20 protein-coding genes are annotated in these 17,169 nt (G+C 36.3%); 2 read left to right on the forward strand and 18 right to left on the reverse strand.

Annotation, left to right across the window (positions count from 1 at the left end; genetic code table 11):
- Window positions 1-245: 245 nt before the first annotated feature.
- Entirely contained in the window at window positions 246-899 is a 654-nt protein-coding gene (locus AC6UD0_RS03700; protein ID WP_500694417.1) for a VTT domain-containing protein, read from the forward strand.
- 32 nt (window positions 900-931) lie between these two features.
- On the opposite strand, the gene AC6UD0_RS03705 is transcribed toward AC6UD0_RS03700, so the two are convergent.
- The 16 genes from AC6UD0_RS03705 to AC6UD0_RS03780 form a co-directional block, all read right to left on the reverse strand.
- A complete protein-coding gene (locus AC6UD0_RS03705) occupies window positions 932-1,567 on the reverse strand; it encodes a TIGR01906 family membrane protein (RefSeq protein WP_500708169.1) in 636 nt (211 codons plus the stop codon).
- A gap of 1 nt (window position 1,568) precedes the next feature.
- Window positions 1,569-2,354, reverse strand: coding sequence for a TIGR01457 family HAD-type hydrolase (locus AC6UD0_RS03710; RefSeq protein WP_500708170.1), 786 nt, complete (start codon window positions 2,352-2,354; stop codon window positions 1,569-1,571).
- A gap of 11 nt (window positions 2,355-2,365) precedes the next feature.
- Window positions 2,366-2,896, reverse strand: coding sequence for a YutD family protein (locus AC6UD0_RS03715; RefSeq protein WP_500694414.1), 531 nt, complete (start codon window positions 2,894-2,896; stop codon window positions 2,366-2,368).
- Between the two features lies 1 nt (window position 2,897).
- Complete coding sequence (locus tag AC6UD0_RS03720) at window positions 2,898-4,286, reverse strand: bifunctional metallophosphatase/5'-nucleotidase (RefSeq protein WP_500701310.1); 1,389 nt, start codon at window positions 4,284-4,286, stop codon at window positions 2,898-2,900.
- 88 nt (window positions 4,287-4,374) lie between these two features.
- Window positions 4,375-5,733 carry an amino acid permease gene (locus AC6UD0_RS03725; RefSeq protein ID WP_500708246.1) on the reverse strand — a complete coding sequence of 453 codons (1,359 nt, stop codon included), beginning with the start codon at window positions 5,731-5,733 and terminating at the stop codon, window positions 4,375-4,377.
- A 203-nt stretch (window positions 5,734-5,936) separates the two neighbouring features.
- A complete protein-coding gene (locus AC6UD0_RS03730; protein ID WP_500699839.1) occupies window positions 5,937-7,145 on the reverse strand; it encodes an acetate/propionate family kinase in 1,209 nt (402 codons plus the stop codon).
- A gap of 21 nt (window positions 7,146-7,166) precedes the next feature.
- Complete coding sequence (locus AC6UD0_RS03735; RefSeq protein ID WP_500699847.1) at window positions 7,167-8,159, reverse strand: class I SAM-dependent methyltransferase; 993 nt, start codon at window positions 8,157-8,159, stop codon at window positions 7,167-7,169.
- 261 nt (window positions 8,160-8,420) lie between these two features.
- A complete protein-coding gene (locus AC6UD0_RS03740) occupies window positions 8,421-8,849 on the reverse strand; it encodes a competence type IV pilus minor pilin ComGF (RefSeq protein WP_500708172.1) in 429 nt (142 codons plus the stop codon).
- 146 nt (window positions 8,850-8,995) lie between these two features.
- Entirely contained in the window at window positions 8,996-9,442 is a 447-nt protein-coding gene (locus AC6UD0_RS03745; RefSeq protein WP_500708174.1) for a prepilin-type N-terminal cleavage/methylation domain-containing protein, read from the reverse strand.
- Window positions 9,426-9,722 carry a competence type IV pilus major pilin ComGC gene (comGC, locus tag AC6UD0_RS03750; RefSeq protein ID WP_500696102.1) on the reverse strand — a complete coding sequence of 99 codons (297 nt, stop codon included), beginning with the start codon at window positions 9,720-9,722 and terminating at the stop codon, window positions 9,426-9,428. Before comGC ends, AC6UD0_RS03745 begins: the two co-directional genes overlap by 17 nt.
- Window positions 9,722-10,729 carry a competence type IV pilus assembly protein ComGB gene (gene comGB / locus AC6UD0_RS03755; protein WP_500699846.1) on the reverse strand — a complete coding sequence of 336 codons (1,008 nt, stop codon included), beginning with the start codon at window positions 10,727-10,729 and terminating at the stop codon, window positions 9,722-9,724. Before comGB ends, comGC begins: the two co-directional genes overlap by 1 nt.
- Window positions 10,710-11,699, reverse strand: a complete 990-nt coding sequence (comGA, locus tag AC6UD0_RS03760) for a competence type IV pilus ATPase ComGA (protein ID WP_500708175.1) — start codon at window positions 11,697-11,699, stop codon at window positions 10,710-10,712. The genes comGB and comGA overlap by 20 nt, the downstream gene beginning before the upstream one ends.
- A 62-nt stretch (window positions 11,700-11,761) precedes the next feature.
- Complete coding sequence (locus tag AC6UD0_RS03765) at window positions 11,762-12,496, reverse strand: YebC/PmpR family DNA-binding transcriptional regulator (RefSeq protein ID WP_500694428.1); 735 nt, start codon at window positions 12,494-12,496, stop codon at window positions 11,762-11,764.
- A gap of 76 nt (window positions 12,497-12,572) precedes the next feature.
- A complete protein-coding gene (gene ccpA / locus AC6UD0_RS03770; RefSeq protein WP_500694406.1) occupies window positions 12,573-13,574 on the reverse strand; it encodes a catabolite control protein A in 1,002 nt (333 codons plus the stop codon).
- A 136-nt stretch (window positions 13,575-13,710) separates the two neighbouring features.
- Window positions 13,711-14,163: a YtxH domain-containing protein gene (locus AC6UD0_RS03775; protein WP_500699836.1), complete on the reverse strand. Its 453-nt coding sequence runs from the start codon at window positions 14,161-14,163 to the stop codon at window positions 13,711-13,713.
- Between the two features lie 14 nt (window positions 14,164-14,177).
- A complete protein-coding gene (locus tag AC6UD0_RS03780; RefSeq protein ID WP_500701315.1) occupies window positions 14,178-14,594 on the reverse strand; it encodes a DUF948 domain-containing protein in 417 nt (138 codons plus the stop codon).
- A gap of 139 nt (window positions 14,595-14,733) precedes the next feature.
- Between AC6UD0_RS03780 and AC6UD0_RS03785 the strand changes: the two genes are divergently transcribed.
- The gene (locus AC6UD0_RS03785; RefSeq protein ID WP_500696097.1) at window positions 14,734-15,717 is read left to right on the forward strand and encodes a mechanosensitive ion channel family protein; all 984 of its coding nucleotides are present in this window, start codon (window positions 14,734-14,736) and stop codon (window positions 15,715-15,717) included.
- A gap of 35 nt (window positions 15,718-15,752) precedes the next feature.
- Here AC6UD0_RS03785 and AC6UD0_RS03790 read toward each other — a convergent pair whose 3' ends face one another.
- The gene (locus AC6UD0_RS03790) at window positions 15,753-16,343 is read right to left on the reverse strand and encodes an XTP/dITP diphosphatase (protein WP_500696095.1); all 591 of its coding nucleotides are present in this window, start codon (window positions 16,341-16,343) and stop codon (window positions 15,753-15,755) included.
- Window positions 16,343-17,152, reverse strand: a complete 810-nt coding sequence (murI, locus tag AC6UD0_RS03795; RefSeq protein ID WP_500708176.1) for a glutamate racemase — start codon at window positions 17,150-17,152, stop codon at window positions 16,343-16,345. The genes AC6UD0_RS03790 and murI overlap by 1 nt, the downstream gene beginning before the upstream one ends.
- Window positions 17,153-17,169 lie beyond the last annotated feature (17 nt).

Below are 17,169 nucleotides of genomic sequence, written 5' to 3' on the forward strand. Positions count from 1 at the left end.
TCAACGCCGCATGTAATAATATACCATGTGGTTAATTTATTGTCAATAGAAAAGTTTGACTAATTTTAACCAAATTGATATGCCGCACTTGACGACAACTAATACTATACTATCTATCACAGTTAACGTCAATACTTTTTTTAAATAAACCCAAATTAATTTAAATAAGAAAAAATTAAATTCAAAAATCCTCATTTTATTGATACACTTAAATAGTTAATGACTTATATAAAAAGAGGAAAAACATGGATTTTTTTAAATTTTTAATTGACTTTATATTACACATTGATCATCACTTAATCACGATCGTAAACATGTTTGGCGATTGGACATACTTAATCTTATTTGCAATCATATTTATTGAAACTGGAGCGGTCATTTTACCTTTCCTTCCTGGAGATTCACTTTTATTTGCAGCCGCTGCCCTATCTGCTAACTCCAATTATCATCTTAGTATCTGGATATTCATCATTATCTTCTTCTTAGCATCTGCCGGTGGAGACTCCCTTAACTTCTTTATTGGAAGAAAAGTTGGAAACGCACTAACTGAACACCACTTTTTTGGTAAATTTATCAAGGAAGAAGATCTAACTCGTGCACGTGAATTCTTCGATAAATACGGTGCAATTGCCATCTTTTTGGCTAGATTCATGCCAATTATCAGAACCTTTGCCCCATTTGTAGCCGCTGGCACAGATTTCAGCTATAAAAAATTCCTTAAATACAACCTCATTGCTTGTATCAGTTGGGTACTGATTTGTTGTGGAGCTGGGTATTTCTTCGGAAATATTCCGTTCGTTCAAGAACACTTTTCACTAGTAATCATTTTGATTATCGTAATTTCACTAATTCCAGCTTTAATTGGATATCTAAAAAGCAAGATTTCTACATCGAAGTAGGTTTCAAACAAAAAGAGCCTGTCTATTAGATCTTAATCTTCTAGACAGACTCTTTTTTTTAGTTGTCTTTTACCAATCCAAATTATCAAAGATAATCCCAAAAGAATAATTAAAAAAAACAACAAAAAGCACATTAAAAAATACTGATTCGGCAATACGTTAATGATTGGATCTTTCTTTGACGTAAAAACCCAATCCCGATTTCTAAAAAGAACATCATGGAAATAAATAAAAACATCTTGAAAATCCAAAACACAAAAGACTCCAAAAAAAATTATAAATAAAATCGTCATCTCTGAAAGCAACTGAAACTTCCATAACTTCTTAAAGTAAAGGAAACGAATCATAATGACAAGTAAAACCATGGATACAATTAACAATACCAAATTATTAGTTAATACCAACGCTCTTACATTGTTAAAATGTACCATTCCATTTGCCGAAATTGGAAACTGGTCCAAGCTTAATTTAGGCGCAAATGGATTCTGAATGAAACCAATCATTTTATAAAAATTACTCATTAATAATCCACTTGAAACATGAAATTGATTAGTTAAATTCAACACGGAAAATGCAACATAATAAAGCCAACTAGCATTGATAACAAAAAAAACGGCAAATGTTATTAAAAAAAGTAGTATTAAAACAAATACTACTAAATCTTTCAAACTATAAAGTATTCCATTCATCTAAGCTATTTACCTCATAAGTAGGTTGAACTTCTTTCTTTTTTACCTGTTCTCTGGTAGACACACCAGTATAAGTCAGCAAAGTATCTACTCCATCGTTAATGCCGGCCATAATATCAGTGTCATAATTATCGCCTACCATGATTACGTCTGCTTGGCTTAAATTCAATTGATCTAAAGCTTTTCTAACAATTAAGGTCTTGGGTTTGCCAATCATCACCGGCTCAACCCCTGAAGCATACCGAACTGAGTCGATAATTGAACCAGCACTTGGCAGCATCCCATATTCGCTTGGAATCCTCGCATCTGGATTAGTTCCAACAAATTTAGCACCATGGGCAATCCCCAGCACTGCTCGGGCTAATTTTTCATACGTTAAGTCACGGTCAAGGCCAACTACTACATAATCTGGATTATCAGTAAAAACACTGAAACCCATTTTCTCCATGGATTCCTTTAATCCATTTTCTCCAATAACGTACGCCGTTCTAGCTTTATCTTCGTGTGACTTCGCATCCTTACTGACAAAAGCAGCTGTAGCCATCCCAGAAGTATAAACGTTGTCATTTGTAACATGAATATCGTGATTAAGTGCCAAATTATGGACCACCTCACTTGGAGTCTTGGTTGAATTATTCGTAACAAATAAAAAAGGAATGTGATTTTTCTGGAGTCTTTCAATAAAACGCTTAGCCGCTGGGATTCGCTTTTTTCCTTGATAAACGGTTCCATCCAAATCAATTAAATACCCCTTATAACTCTTCATCAAGATTTCACCTATTTCTGTCTAATGGTAAAGCTACGCTTGCCATCTCTAAAATGTTTTGATTTAAAATTATTATTTGACGTCTGATTAGCATTATGCTTGCTTGCAGTTCCTGCTTTTCTATTTTTTCCACCAGCACGTTGTCTTTTTCTACTAGTTTTATGGCTTTGATTCTTTTCCTTTTCGGCTTCCAAATTGTGTAAGACAAAGTAATTAGAACCAAAATTGGCATCCTCAATAATATAATCTGGAATTGCCGCATGACGTAAACCTTTACTAACATTTCTAAAGTCAGCATAAAAACCCTTTAGCCGTAACTGATTATATCCCCAGTCACCAACAATGTAATCAAAACGTGTCAAAATGGGATTAAATTTATTGGCAAATTCACCTAAATCAAAAGCATTTCTAATATTAGCTTCAAGAACGTACACATGGCCATTAATGCTTAAAGTTGTTTCATCAACCTGCTTAATAGTAGCCAAGGAATCTCTCTCATCATTCCTTGTTTCAATCAAACTCTCAATTTCGTTGTGATCCATTTTACTTCCCCTCGATCGGAAACTTTTTTGCTAGATAATCACCAAAAACATCCCGCAAAGTTTCACCATAAAAAATGTTATTTTTACCCACAATACTAATCGCCGGGAAAAACGGAATAAAACTATAATGATCAATCAAAGCAATCGTGTATTTTTTATCGGGTTCTACTAGTTGATTATGATAGAATAACTGCTTTTTATTAGTGTCGTATCGAATCCCATCATAAATGAGTCTTCCAAAATATTTTCCCCGAAAACCCATTCCTTTTTGCTCAAAACGAACTAAAAAGTCCTTGTTCTTTTCCATTTCCATAATCATTTCCCACAAGTTATAACCATAAAATTGACTTTTCATAACGTGAATTGAATGTGGTAATAATTTATGGAGTTCGTTTTTGTCAACAATTCCCTTTTTTAAATCACCTAAAAACAAACCCGTGTTCAAAACGGCAGCAGTCGTCCCAGCTTTAGCTTCAATGGCCTTTAGTCCCAAGTCAACCAGTTCATTATCATCAGTTAGTGACGTTGTCATTGTATGAGGAATGTCAGCAACCTTACTACTTGCTAAAATTCTCTCACCGCGATCTTCAAGACGCTCAATCTCCTCTGCATCTTGCACATCGGTTTCCATTTCAGACGTTTTATATACACGTGCCTTAACGTTCTCTACTCTTTTTTCAGCGTTAACGTCAAAAGTAATTTCACCGACGTAGTGGCCCCATTTCTCAGCCGCGGTTAACATGGTTTGATTAACCATTTCACCATGAACTAACAAATGATGAGTGTGACCCCCAACGATAATATTGATGTCAGGAAATGCTTTCGCAATTCTTCGATCATTGCTAATCCCTAAGTGAGAAAGCAAAATCAGAACGTCATATTGCCCCTTCCAATCATTCAAACAACGCTCAATGGTACTTTTAATTGGAAGTGAATTCCAATCCATGTATTGGTACGTGGGATAAGGTGCCGTTAAGCCCATAAAACGGACCCGAACATCATTTTTTAGCTTAAAATCACGATACGGGATCGCCCATTTTGGAAGTTGACCAGTTCTTTCATCAATCACATTATCCAAAACAACGGGAAAATTGGCATCATCATAAAGATGCGCCAGTTCGTCATGTGACATTGTTAGTGCTTCATTATTTCCAATTGTGGCAGCATCATAACCAACTGAATTCATCAATTCAATGTTGGCCTTACCAGAAGTAGCATCAGTCAGCGCGTTTGATCGGTCAATGGCGTCACCGTCATCAACTTTAAACACTCGATAACCCTGCTTTTCCAATTGTTTTGTTCTTAGTTTCATAAACCTTCTGATCTTGGGCCAATTTTCAAAATGAGAATGAAGATCATTGGTATGCAGAATTGCTACTTTATCATCCATAAAATTACTTCCTCAAAATGTTTTCTGTAACTATCGCTAATTTCTATTTTAACATCCATCAATAACTATAATCAAAAAGTCGATGACTTTAATCATCGACTTCTTTGTTTTCTCTTCTTTTATCATTTAAAACTTTAAATCCATATAGAACAAGAAGCCAAACAACCGATCCAATTAATGCGATCAATGTTTGCATTTTGAAAATTAAAACAAAAGCAACGAAGACCATAAATCCAACAACGAAAAAGTCAGAATATGGGAAAAATGGCATCTTGAAGGTAAGTTTGTTTGTCTGTTCTTGGTTAAGTGACTTGCGATATTCATAGTGTGTAATAACAATTAAAGACCAAACAAACAAGAAACAAGTGGTAGCGATACTTGAAACTAATTCAAAAACACCGTCTGGCATCAAAATGTTTAACAACACTGAAATAGCAATCACAATCGTTGAAAACAAAATTGCATTTGCAGGAATGTGCCTTTTTGAAAGCGTTCCAAGCTTCTTTGCAAATTTATTTTGGCTCTTGTCGGTTAGAGAAAATAACATTCTACCGGTAGTAAAAATAGCACTATTACAAGAAGAGGCTGCAGCGGTCAAGACCACGAAATTAATAATAGCAGCTGCTGACTTAACTCCAATGTTTGAAAACACTTGGACAAAAGGACTCGAATTTGCTGAAATGTACTGCCAAGGAAAAATACACATCAGAGCCAATAACGAACCAACATAAAAAATAATGATTCTAGTTGGGACTTCATTAATACATTTAGGAATGATTCTCTGCGGATCTTGGGTCTCTGAAGCAGTCATCCCAATCATTTCAATTCCTGCAAAACTAAAAAGAACCATTTGAAAAGAAAGGACAAATCCAGATGCACCATGGGCAAAAAAGCCATCAGAATACAAATTAGACACCTGTGCATAACCAACACTTGTCTTGTAATGCATCAAAACCAAAACAATTCCAATAATGATTAACGCCACAATGGCCACCACTTTAATCAATGCAAACCAGAATTCGGTTTCACCAAAAGCAGACACGGTGATTGAGTTCAACAAGAATAAAATCAAAATTAAGAAGGCAGCAGTTACCCACTGTGGCAGGTCAGGAAACCAAAACTTCATGTATAGACCAGCAGCGGTTACTTCTGCCATTGCAATGGCAATCCAGCAAAACCAGTAGGTCCAGCCTGCCACAAAACCAGTTCTTTCTCCTAGGTACTTATTAATAAATTCAATGAACGAAACACTATTCGTATTTGAAAGTAGTAATTCACCAAGTGCTCTCATTAAGAAAAAGCAAGCAACTCCAGCAATTATATATGCAATGATAATGGATGGACCAGCCAAATGAATTGATTGACCAGCTCCTAAAAACAATCCGGTTCCAATGGTCCCGCCTAGTGCCATTAATTGAACGTGACGACTTTTAAGTCCACGTGACATTTGGTTTTCATTATTTGTATTTTTTTCCAACAAAAACATCCTTTCTTTACGTATGCCTACATTATACACGGATACGTGAAGCTGTTTGCTACTTTTTATGGAAATTATACAGATATTTTGTAAGAAAAACTACCAAAATTTCAAAAAAGGTTAAATCAATGACATAAAAAAGAAATCTTGGATTTACCAAGATTTCTTTTAGGTTATTTACTTGCTTTCTTTTCCTTTTCAAGTCGCTGAACATCAAGGGCAATCATCAATTCTTCGTTGGTTGGTACCAAAAGGGTTTTAATCTTTGAGCCATCAGCACTCAAATCTCTAACCACCCCACGCACATTGTTCTTTTCTTTATCAACGCCAATTCCGAAATATGACAATTGATCAGTAACTTCTTGTCTAACGGTAATACTATTTTCACCAACTCCAGCAGTGAACACAATTGCATCAGCACCACCAAGTTCAGCTAGGTAGGATCCAATGTATCTAACAATTCGATTAACATAGATTTGACGGGCAATTCTAGCACGATGATTAGTCTTTTGAGCAGCCTCAACCTCACGCATATCAGCAGAGACACCCGAAATACCAAGTAATCCAGACTTAGTGTTTAAGACTTTAATCATATCGTTGATATCTGTCATTCCTTCTTTTTCCATAACGTAGGCCAAAAGAGAAGGATCAACATCACCTGAACGCGTAGCCATGGTTAAACCAGTAACTGGGGTAAATCCCATCGATGTATCATAGGACTTACCGTTCTTAACGGCACAAATTGAAGCCCCCGCACCTAAATGCATGATAATCATCTTTAAATCTTCTACGGGTTTATCCATTAACTCAGCTGCTCTTTGAGAGACATAGCGATAACTAATCCCGTGGAATCCATATTTACGAGCCGTATATTTTTCGTAGTACTCATAAGGAAGACTGTACAGATAATTTTTCTCGGGGATGGTTTGATGAAATGATGTATCAAAGACGGCAACGCTAGTCACGTTTGGAAGCACCTTTTCAAATGCCTTAATTCCTAGAACGTTGGCTGGCTCATGCAGGGGTGCCAATTCATCCAAACTTTCGATCTTTTTGAGAACTTCAGGAGTAATGATTACCGATTGATCGAAATATTCTCCCCCGGCAACGACTCGATGTCCAACTCCGGTAATTTCGTTATAGTCGTTGATAATATCAAGATCGAGTAATTGATCTAACAAAATTTGGATTGCTTGTTCATGATCCTTAACATCTAATGTTTCCTCAAATTTCTTCCCATCATCATATTTAATTTCAACATGTGATTTTGGTAAGCCAATCCTTTCAATTAAACCTTCTCCAAGAACTTCTTCTTCTGGCATTTTAAACAACTTAAACTTTAAAGTCGAACTACCAGCATTAATTGCAATAATCTTACCCATGAGTAATCTCCTTAATTTCAACTATTTCTTCAATAAATCGTTTTCTTCCCAATCAACAATCTCCGCCATGAACTTTTGAAAGGCAGTCGTATCCTTAAACGAAGGAAACTCTCCTAACATCACTTTTTGAACTTGGTGACTATCTCCACCACGATTCTGCAAAATTAAAATGGCTTTTTGAGCACTTTTATCCCCAAACAACTCTTGGGGTAAATTCAGTACTCCCTGTAAATAAACCGAATCTTGAAACCACTTCAAAAGTCCCTTTGCTTCACTCGTTTCAAAAAGATTGCTTGGAACTAGGAACACTCCAAATCCAGCAGGCTTTAAGTAATTCATTGACTGCTCAATCAATAAATGATGAACATATGAATGACCAGATTGTGACCGCGTCGCATAACCTTTTGTCTTTTCATCAATTGGATAATAACCAACTGGGAGATCAGAGACAACTAAATCAACCTTAGGAACCAACAGATGTTCAATACTATCCTGCTGAATTAGTTCAACATCCAAATCTTGCATTTCAGAACTAATACTAGCAATTGAAATCATTGAATCATCATTATCGATTCCATATCCCTTAACAGTATCATGAAGTGAATCGTGTAGCTGATTCATGACCGCTGTAAGTAAATTCCCAGTTCCAACTGCTGGATCAAGGATGCTCACGCTAGACTTGTGTTCATAAATCCGCGTAACTATGTATCCCATGATGTAAGCGATTGTATCAGGAGTTATTTGATGATTTGCCTGAATCTTATCTTCTTTAGTAGCTTTGATCATAACCATTTGAATAGCACGTCTAATCGATTCATTATCCATCTTTTTATAGTCAACCGTTTGATACAACTTAGTCAGTTCATCAACAACGTTGGATTTCGGAATACCATCCTCGACCCGAACGGTATTGTTATCAATCATATTATCGGCGGTTTCGATGAAAGCGTCTAGATACGAAGTACCTAACGCCTGACTCAAGACTTTACTGGATTGATCAAAAACTTGAAACAATGATATTGATTCTTTCTCAGACAGAATATCAACCCCTCTTCTTATATATCTAGGGTTAATATTACCAGAATTCACGCATATTATTCAAGATTTCTCATTTATCTATTAGAATTATTCAATTCTTTCGTTAGTCTTTGATATTTTGCGGTTCGAATATGATTATTTTGAATTTGAAAATTAATCTTTTGGTAACGATAAACAACTATTCCAGACAAAAAAGTTAAAAACAAAATTGCAACTAACGTTAAACTCCCGCTTCTCTTACAGGTGACTTTTGGCTTCATAATTGACCCCATTAATTCTAATTTGACTAGTTAATATATGATGATGTAATGACCAAGATGCCTTACTAACGTTTAATATGATTGGAATATGTCCACCATTTACTCCACGCAATCGAACCATGTCATGATAATGTTCCATTATATATTCCTTATTTTCTTTCTTACTCTTTAATTTAATGGCATCTTTAGTGACTTTAATCATCTTAAACTGATAATCAGGTGATTCAATCACATCAAGATAACGATAAAAGGTTCCCTGACTATCACTCCACTTTTCCTTTTGAATTAATTGACTAGTAATCATAATCAAGCTAAATGCTAACGAGACCAACAAAAGTGAACAAATGGACTCAATCAACGAAAAACCGGCTCGATCATTTATATTTTTTAAGTAATTCACGTTCATAATTCATCCTAACCTGATGTGTTTCATACTGACTTTTTCTTAAGCAATGATATTCAAAATCATTAACGTTTAAATAAAAGACCACACCGCTGCAAATCAGAATTAGACCAACTAAAGAGTCAATCAACGTGAATCCAAGTCTAATTTTATTTAATAGTCTCAAGATGATATGCACCCCATCCAAGTTGAATTTTTTGTAAAATCGTTTTCTTTTGGTTCTGCGAATACCATCGAATTGTCTGCGGTTTAACGTATCCATCACTTTTGATCTCAATATCATGGTAACTTTTAACGCTTAATCCCTTTGGCATCCTAATTATCTTATCCTTTTGTTTCGATTTGCCGCACTTAGCAAACACCACTTCATCATCTGGATAAAACAATACATCCGTTGAATGATGACTATTCTGTGACTCTAGTAACGCGTCGTTCCACCCTGAATCTAAAGTTTGAAAAAAGCGTTCCTCTTTACCCTCAAAAAATCCCAAATAGTTTCCGGCAATCAAGGTGATCCCTAAAATAAGGGATGTTAAAAACAAAACGAGGAGACTTTCCACTAACGTAAAACCCTCTTGATTATCTTTGAACGGCATGATTTTTTACTACGACCACTCTTTCCACTTGAGCTTGTTTAGCCTGCTTACTCGTTAAATAATGGCTTCTAACTAACTTGTTAATGGTTACATTTCCGTCATGCTTTTCGTCTTCATAAGCATCGATTTGAGTTTGAATAACCGACACCATCGCCGATCCATGAATTTTTTTGGCGTGATCCTTTTGATTGCTTAAGTTCGGAATAATAATTAGAACCAGTAGCGAGATAATGAATAAGACAATTGTCATTTCAATTAGTGTGAATCCTTTTCTCTTCATTAGTAAATTCCTTTCATTGAGTTATACATTGGCAGTAACATCTGCAAGTAAGCACCCACAATTAGGATGCCGATCACCGCAAATGAAATCGGCTGGATTAACTTAATCAGTAAATTCGACTTTTTGATCATGTCTTTAAAGCTGAGCTGACTTAAAGCTTTTAAATTTTGGGCTAATTCAGACTGAGTACTTCCATTTGATAGAAACACAATCATTTCCTCAGAAACAAAGGAATAATGAGCTAAACTTGCTCCAAAACTAAGTCCATTGTTAAAACCATCTTGCATGGTCTTCCCAACATCATATAGAAGACTCTGATGATCAAATTTTAATAAACTAAAAACAACTTGTTTTAAGTCCAATCCTCCTTTGATCATTAGCGCAAAGTTGGAGGTCACAAAATATTGGTAATATGACTTAAACAATGAACCAAGTAATGGGATCTTTACCAACAAATTAATTCGATCAATACACTTTTTATTTTTAAAACTTTGATAACCAAAAATTCCCGCCACAAGCGCCATGAATATTAATCCATAAATGACATATTGAATAAAATGACTTCCATTAGAAGCTGATTTACCGGTTAAATCAGCAGTTTGGGGCATGATCACAAACCTAACTGCAAAAATAATACTAAACAAGACCACAAACAAAAATGCTGGATAAATTACAACTCCCTTAATCTTTTCATTTTGAGCAATTCTTAACTTTAAGAACTCCCCGACCTCTTTCATCTCATTAATCAAATCTCCATGTTTATCGGCAATTTCTAATTGGTAATAAATTGATTCACTCAAAAAGAATCTCATCGATTCTGGCAGCGAATTCCCGTCCTCCAAACTTTGCATGATCCTAGTAACTATTTTCTGATTTTTTGTTGACACCACTTTAATAAACTTCAAGCTTTGTCGGATAGAAAATCCCATCGATAAAAGGTCTCCCAAGGTTGAGAACAAGAATGACTGTTGTTTAAGGGAAACACATTTACCCGTAATAGTATTCATCTTTAACTTTTTCACTAATTATTCCTTTCCTCGAAAGCTCATCAATTCGATTCTTCCAATCATTCATATCGTCTTTTAATAGCGCATGATCACCAAATTTATCTTTAATAGTCATAAGAGTCTTAGTCTTCTTTGAAACGGTTGGTATTAATCGTTGATACACCACTAAATTCAAAGCTGATTTGATTCTTTCATAATCAAGTCCGAGCTCTAGCAATCTTTGAATTGTTCCTTCAGGAGACCTTGCATGAACTGTGCTTAGCACTAAATGTCCCGATAGAGCCGCCGATATTGCCACTTCGGCCGTTTGATGATCACGAATCTCACCAATTATAAAAACATCAGGACGTTGTCTTAATCCCACTTTAAGTAAATCAGCGTAAGTCATTTGGGCCCGATCATTAACCTCAAGTTGTAAAAAATTTTCTTCATAAATTTCAACTGGATCTTCAATTGTCATCACGATCTGATTTTTACTAATGCTTCTAACGATTCGATAAATCGTGGTCGTCTTACCAGAACCAGTAGGACCAGCAAACAAAAGTAAACCACGTTTTTTACAAGAGGACTCGATCTTTCGAATTTGATCAGCATAAAAAAAGCCACTATCGACATGATTACTGTCATAGATAATCCTAATTACCATTGATTCATCTTGACTGAAATTACCCACCGATGACAATCGTAAACGTAATTTTTGACCTTTGATTACATAGTCCATCGATCCTAATTGGGGCCTGCGATTATCCGTAACCGACATCCCACTTTGATATTTACAATATGAAATGACTTTTTTAGCCATGTCTTTGCTCAAATCCGTAATTTGAATCGTCCGAACGGCCGTATGAACCTTGATACAATAGTCTTTTTCCTTAGGTAAAATAAAAACATCCGAAGCTTGTCGTTGAACTGCAAATTCCATAATATTGTTCAACCATTGTGTCACTTTCACTTTAATCACATCCTTCATAACTAAATACGAAAAAAAGATGCAATCTAATTAAAGATTGCATCTTTTATAAACTAATTTAATTATTTAGCTTGATTAGGTAATACAGCAGCTTCATAAACATCTTGAACATCATCGTTATCTTCTAATTCATCAATTAGACCACTGTACTGTTCAACTTTATCTGAAGGAACTTCTGTCGTATTCTGTGGAATCAACTTAACTTCGGCATCCAATTTGTATCCTGCATCCTGTAATGCATCACGAACACTAGCCATGCTAGCAGGATCAGTAAGAATTTGATACTCATCATCCGTTGATTTCATATCATCAGCACCAGCATCCAACGCTGCCATCAACATACTATCCTCGTCGTCATCAGTATCTGACTTTGAAATCGTAATAAGACCCTTTCGGTCAAACATATATGAGACCGATCCGTCAGTTCCAAGGGAACCACCATGGTGAGTGAAGGCTGAACGAATAGCAGCAGCGGTTCGGTTTTTATTATCGGTTAAAGCAGAAACCATAACGGCAGTTCCACCAGGTCCATAACCTTCATATGTTACTTCTTCAAATTTAGCTCCACCAACTCCTGAAGCCTTGTCAATTGCTCGTTGAACGTTATCTTTTGGCATGTTTGCTTCACGAGCTTTTTCCATTTCTAGTCTTAATTGAGGATTTCCTTCGGGATCACTTCCACCAGCTTTTGCAGCTTGATATAAGTTACGTGAGATCTTCTGGAAAATCTTTCCACGCTTAGCATCTTGGGCGTTCTTTCGTCCTTGAATGTTATGCCACTTTGAATGTCCTGACATGATCACAACTCCTCTCTCTTTAAACATATTAACTCTACAATTATATCAATTAGTGGCCCTAGTATCAAGCACAGTTCTATTTGGTCGATTCACGCTTCTTTAATCCAAAGGGTAAAAAGACCTTGTTTTCATCAATTTCTTCATTATTCATCAACTTGGTTAAGAGTCGCATGGCAACAGCTCCAACATCATAAAGCGGCTGAGTAATAGTTGACATAGTTGGTCTAGTCATCTCAGTCAGTTTAGTATCATTACTAGTGGCCAGTTCAAATTCCCCGGGAACACTGACACCGTCATCGGTCATTGAGTTCATCACCCCAGCAGCCATATCATCATCGGTAACAATTGCCGCAGTTACTTCATTCTTTTTTAGTTGCTCTCTTAAAGCATATCCACCAGAATAGCTTACATCGGTCTCAAATAATAATGCTTTCTCAAACGGAATTCCAGCATCTGAAAGCGCGTCTTTATACCCTTTTAACCTGAAATCTTTATTAATCGATCGGTTTAAGGGTCCGGAGATAAAAGCAATACGATCGTTTCCGTTACTAATCAAATGGGTAACCTCGGAATACACGGCTTGGCGATAATCAATGTTCACACTAGGAATCTTACCACTAGCATCAACTGAACCTGCCAAAACAACTGGGGCGTGTGACTTTTTAAATTCAGTCCGAAGTTCATCAGAAATTTCATTTCCCATAAATACAATTCCATCAACTTGCTTGGCTTGCAATGTATTCATTGAAGTGAGTTCACGCTGATTGTTCCCATCCGAATTAGTCAAGATAATATTGTACTTATACATCGTTGCTATATCGTCAATCCCGCGTGCAAGCGAAGCAAAATAGGTATTGGTAACGTTGGGGATAATAACTCCAACCGTCGTTGACTTTTTACTTGCTAGTCCCCTAGCAACTGCGTTAGGTCGATAGTCAAGTTTATCAATGACACTCAAAACCTTTTGTTTGGTAGCATCTTTCACATTCTGATTCCCATTTACTACCCTTGAGACAGTTGCCATTGAAACATTGGCTTCACGAGCTACATCATAAATTGTCACATTTTGTTTTTTCAAATTTGGTTTCTCCTATTATGTACTACTAGACCATTAATTATTATAAATATATCAAAGTAAAAGAACTCATTCAAGTGAAATCGGTTACATTTTGAGGCAAAAAAAACCGGACTACCGTCCGATTTGGGTAAATAAATTACTTTTCGTGATGTTCGTGAATTGGATAAATTGTTTCTGCTCGATCTTGATCACTAAAGGCATCATCAGGATCAATCACAATGTCATCAGATTCTTTTTCTTTAGCAAGATCATCTAATTCATTTCTAGGAGCAGGATGTTCCTCAACGTTCGCCCTTAATGAATTAACAGCCTCTTGCAAATCAGATAACTTATCCCCCAGTGATTCATTTACTTTTTGCACTGAGTCTTTAGCATCATCCATCTTATCTGAAGCAAGATCCTTAAGGTCTTCAGCAGTATCATTTGCGTAATAGACGTAATCTAGCGCACGATCTTTAACATCTTCAGTGGTATCAAGAAGAAAGTCTTTGATCTCACGCTTTCTCGATTCATCTAATAATTTGTATGCTACAAATGCAGCAGTTCCACCGATTACTGATCCTAAAAGCATTCCCTTTTTAAAATTCATAACCAATCCACCCCTTAATTTGTTCCTTCAGAATTTTTGTTGCGTTTGGAGAACAATCTACCAATCATTTTACCAGCAAAAGTTAAAGCCGAAGTCTTGGCTAACAAACCACTCTTCGATCTAACTTTTTCAGTTGCAGTTCTAGTTGCTTCATTTAAATCTGAAACACTAACACCTAAATCAGCAGCAGCCTGAAAAACTGGATCGACTTGATCCAACTTTGAGTTAACATTATTTAACAATGTATTTGAAATCACCATAATCTGCTCACACTCTTTGCTAATATGATTTGCATCATTAGTAAGACTATCAACATTTTTACTTAAGTCTTTAACCGTTTTTGATAAACGGACCAAAAACAAGCATAAAAATACAACTAATACTAAAAAAGCAATTGCAGCAATTAGCGCTGCTAACTCACCAATCCCCATTTAATTATCCTCCTAATGGCTTCTTCTCCATTTAGAATAGCATTATCTAGCCCATATGACAATTTAAAAAGCTTAATTTTATTTGGGTCTCGTCTCTGTTAAAATGTTGATAATCGAAAAATTAGGAGTGGAGGACATTATGAACATATTTATCCAATTAGTGGCTAACGGAGCTAACGCTTCATCGGCCCTTAAATCAGGATCCGTTGAAAACGTAGCAAATCCATCGTTTTTAACTAAGTATTTTAGAAGTTTTGACTGGGCTAAAATATTCTCTAATCTTACTACCAAGATTATCAGCATTATCTTAGTTTCAATTTTATTCTTAATTATAATAAGAGTTGGAAGAAGATTTATTAAACACTATTTTAACAAACGTCAAAATGATATCTCGCAAAAACAGGATAAATTGCCAAAAATAACCGGAACGTCAGAACCCATTGCTGCCAGACGAAATAAAACGATGTACACCCTTACCACCAACATTTACTACTACACCGTCGTTTTCTTCTGGTTATATTCCCTATTGTCAATGATTGGAATCCCAGTTGGAACGTTACTCGCAGGAGCCGGAATCTTCAGTTTAGCAATTGGACTTGGAGCACAAGGATTCGTCAGTGATATTGTTAGTGGCTTTTTTATCCTAGCTGAACATCAAATCGACGTGGGGGAACGCGTTATTATTAACAATATTGAGGGGTACGTTAAAGCCGTTGGACTTCGCACGACTCAAATCACAAGTATCAATGGAACTTTAAATTTCATCCCTAATCGTAGCATCACCACCGTTTCCAACCTTTCCCGTGGAGAAATGATGACCATCATCAATATTCGAATTACTCCTGAAACCCCAATCCACAAGGTCGAAGATATCATTGCTAAAGTTAACGAAGAAAAGTGTCCCAATGACCCTGACATTGTTGGTAAACCAGTCATCTTCGGGACTAACTTCTTACAAGATGGCTCGCTTGCAATCTCCGTTTTCTTACACACTAAGAATGAACGTGAATTCGACGTTAACGCTGAATATCTAGGAGCATACCTGACTGCTATTAATAAGGCCGGAATTAATCTTCCACTTTCACCTTTAGTGGTGCCAGAACCACCACAAAGCACAAATTAAAAAAGAGCCTATCACTAATAGTGATAGGCTCTTTTTTACCACCAATCTTCAATTACACTAGTTAACTTACGCAAGGCATTGCCACGAGCACTGTAGTGATTCTTTTGGGCGTCCGTTAACTCCGCCAAAGTTTTACCAACGTCAGGAAGATAAAAGAGAGGATCATAACCAAATCCATTTGTCCCTTTTGGAGTTTCTACAATCTGACCGTTAACTCTTCCCACAACCACTAGTTGTTTACCATCCGGTCTTCTCACAATCAGTGTTGTATTAAAATGGGCGGAACGATCCTTTTGACCCGCCATGTTCTTTAACAATTTAGCTTTATTAGCCTCATCATTATGATCGCCAGCATAACGCGCTGAGTGAACTCCGGGCGCTCCACCTAAAGCATTAACCACCAAACCTGAATCATCAGCTAACACCGGCAAATTTAAGTAGTCAGAGACGACCCTGGCTTTAATACTTGCATTCTCTTCAAAGGTTGAACCATTCTCATCAATCGGTGGAACATCTTCAAAATCATTAATTGACTTCACGGTTAAGCCTAATTTTGAAAGCATCTCCGAAAACTCATTGATTTTACCAGGATTTTTTGAGGCAAGAACAATTTGATTATTTTTCATCAGTATTTCTCCAATTGTTTAACAGGAATCAACTTAGCATCAATATCAGTATGCAACCAGTTTTTACCCACTTTATCAAATCTTTCAACATCGGCAGTGGTGTAAAAACGATCACTAGGAGATTTCACGTTTGCTAGTTCACCCTTTTGCTTTAATTCATTTTTAACAGCATTAACCGTTTCGTATCCAGGATTAACCAAAGTAACATCGGGGCCCATTACATCCGCAATTAAACTCGCAATAATTGGAAAATGAGTACAACCTAATACTAACGTATCAATCCCACTATCCTTAAACGGTTTCAAACCTTCAATAATCGTCTTTTTAGCGGTCAAACTTTGATAATCACCACTTTCAACAAGCGGAATAAAATCCGGACACGCCACTTCTTTCACAGTGATATTAGGATCAATGCCTTTAATTGTATCTTGATAAGAGTGACTAGCAACCGTACCTTTGGTCGCAATCACACCAATTTTTTGATTTTTAGTTTTCTTAACTGCAGCTAAGCTTCCCGGTTCAATAACTCCAATCACGGGAATTGGAAGGATCTTTCTTAAATACGAAAGAGCTGCTGCCGTGGCAGTATTACAAGCAATCACCATCATCTTAGCGCCTTGATCAACAAAAAAACTCCCGATCTCAGCTGAGTACTTGCGAACCTCATCTGCGGTTTTTTCGCCGTAAGGAAGTCGGGCTTCGTCTCCAAGATAAATCATGTTTTCATGTGGTAATTTTGAAAGTGCCACTTTTGCAACTGTCATTCCACCAATTCCAGAATCCATATAAGCTACTGGTGATGATTTCATATTATCCCTCCTATTAA

The sequence above is a fragment of the Fructilactobacillus sp. X7R9C1 genome (genome assembly GCF_059901005.1).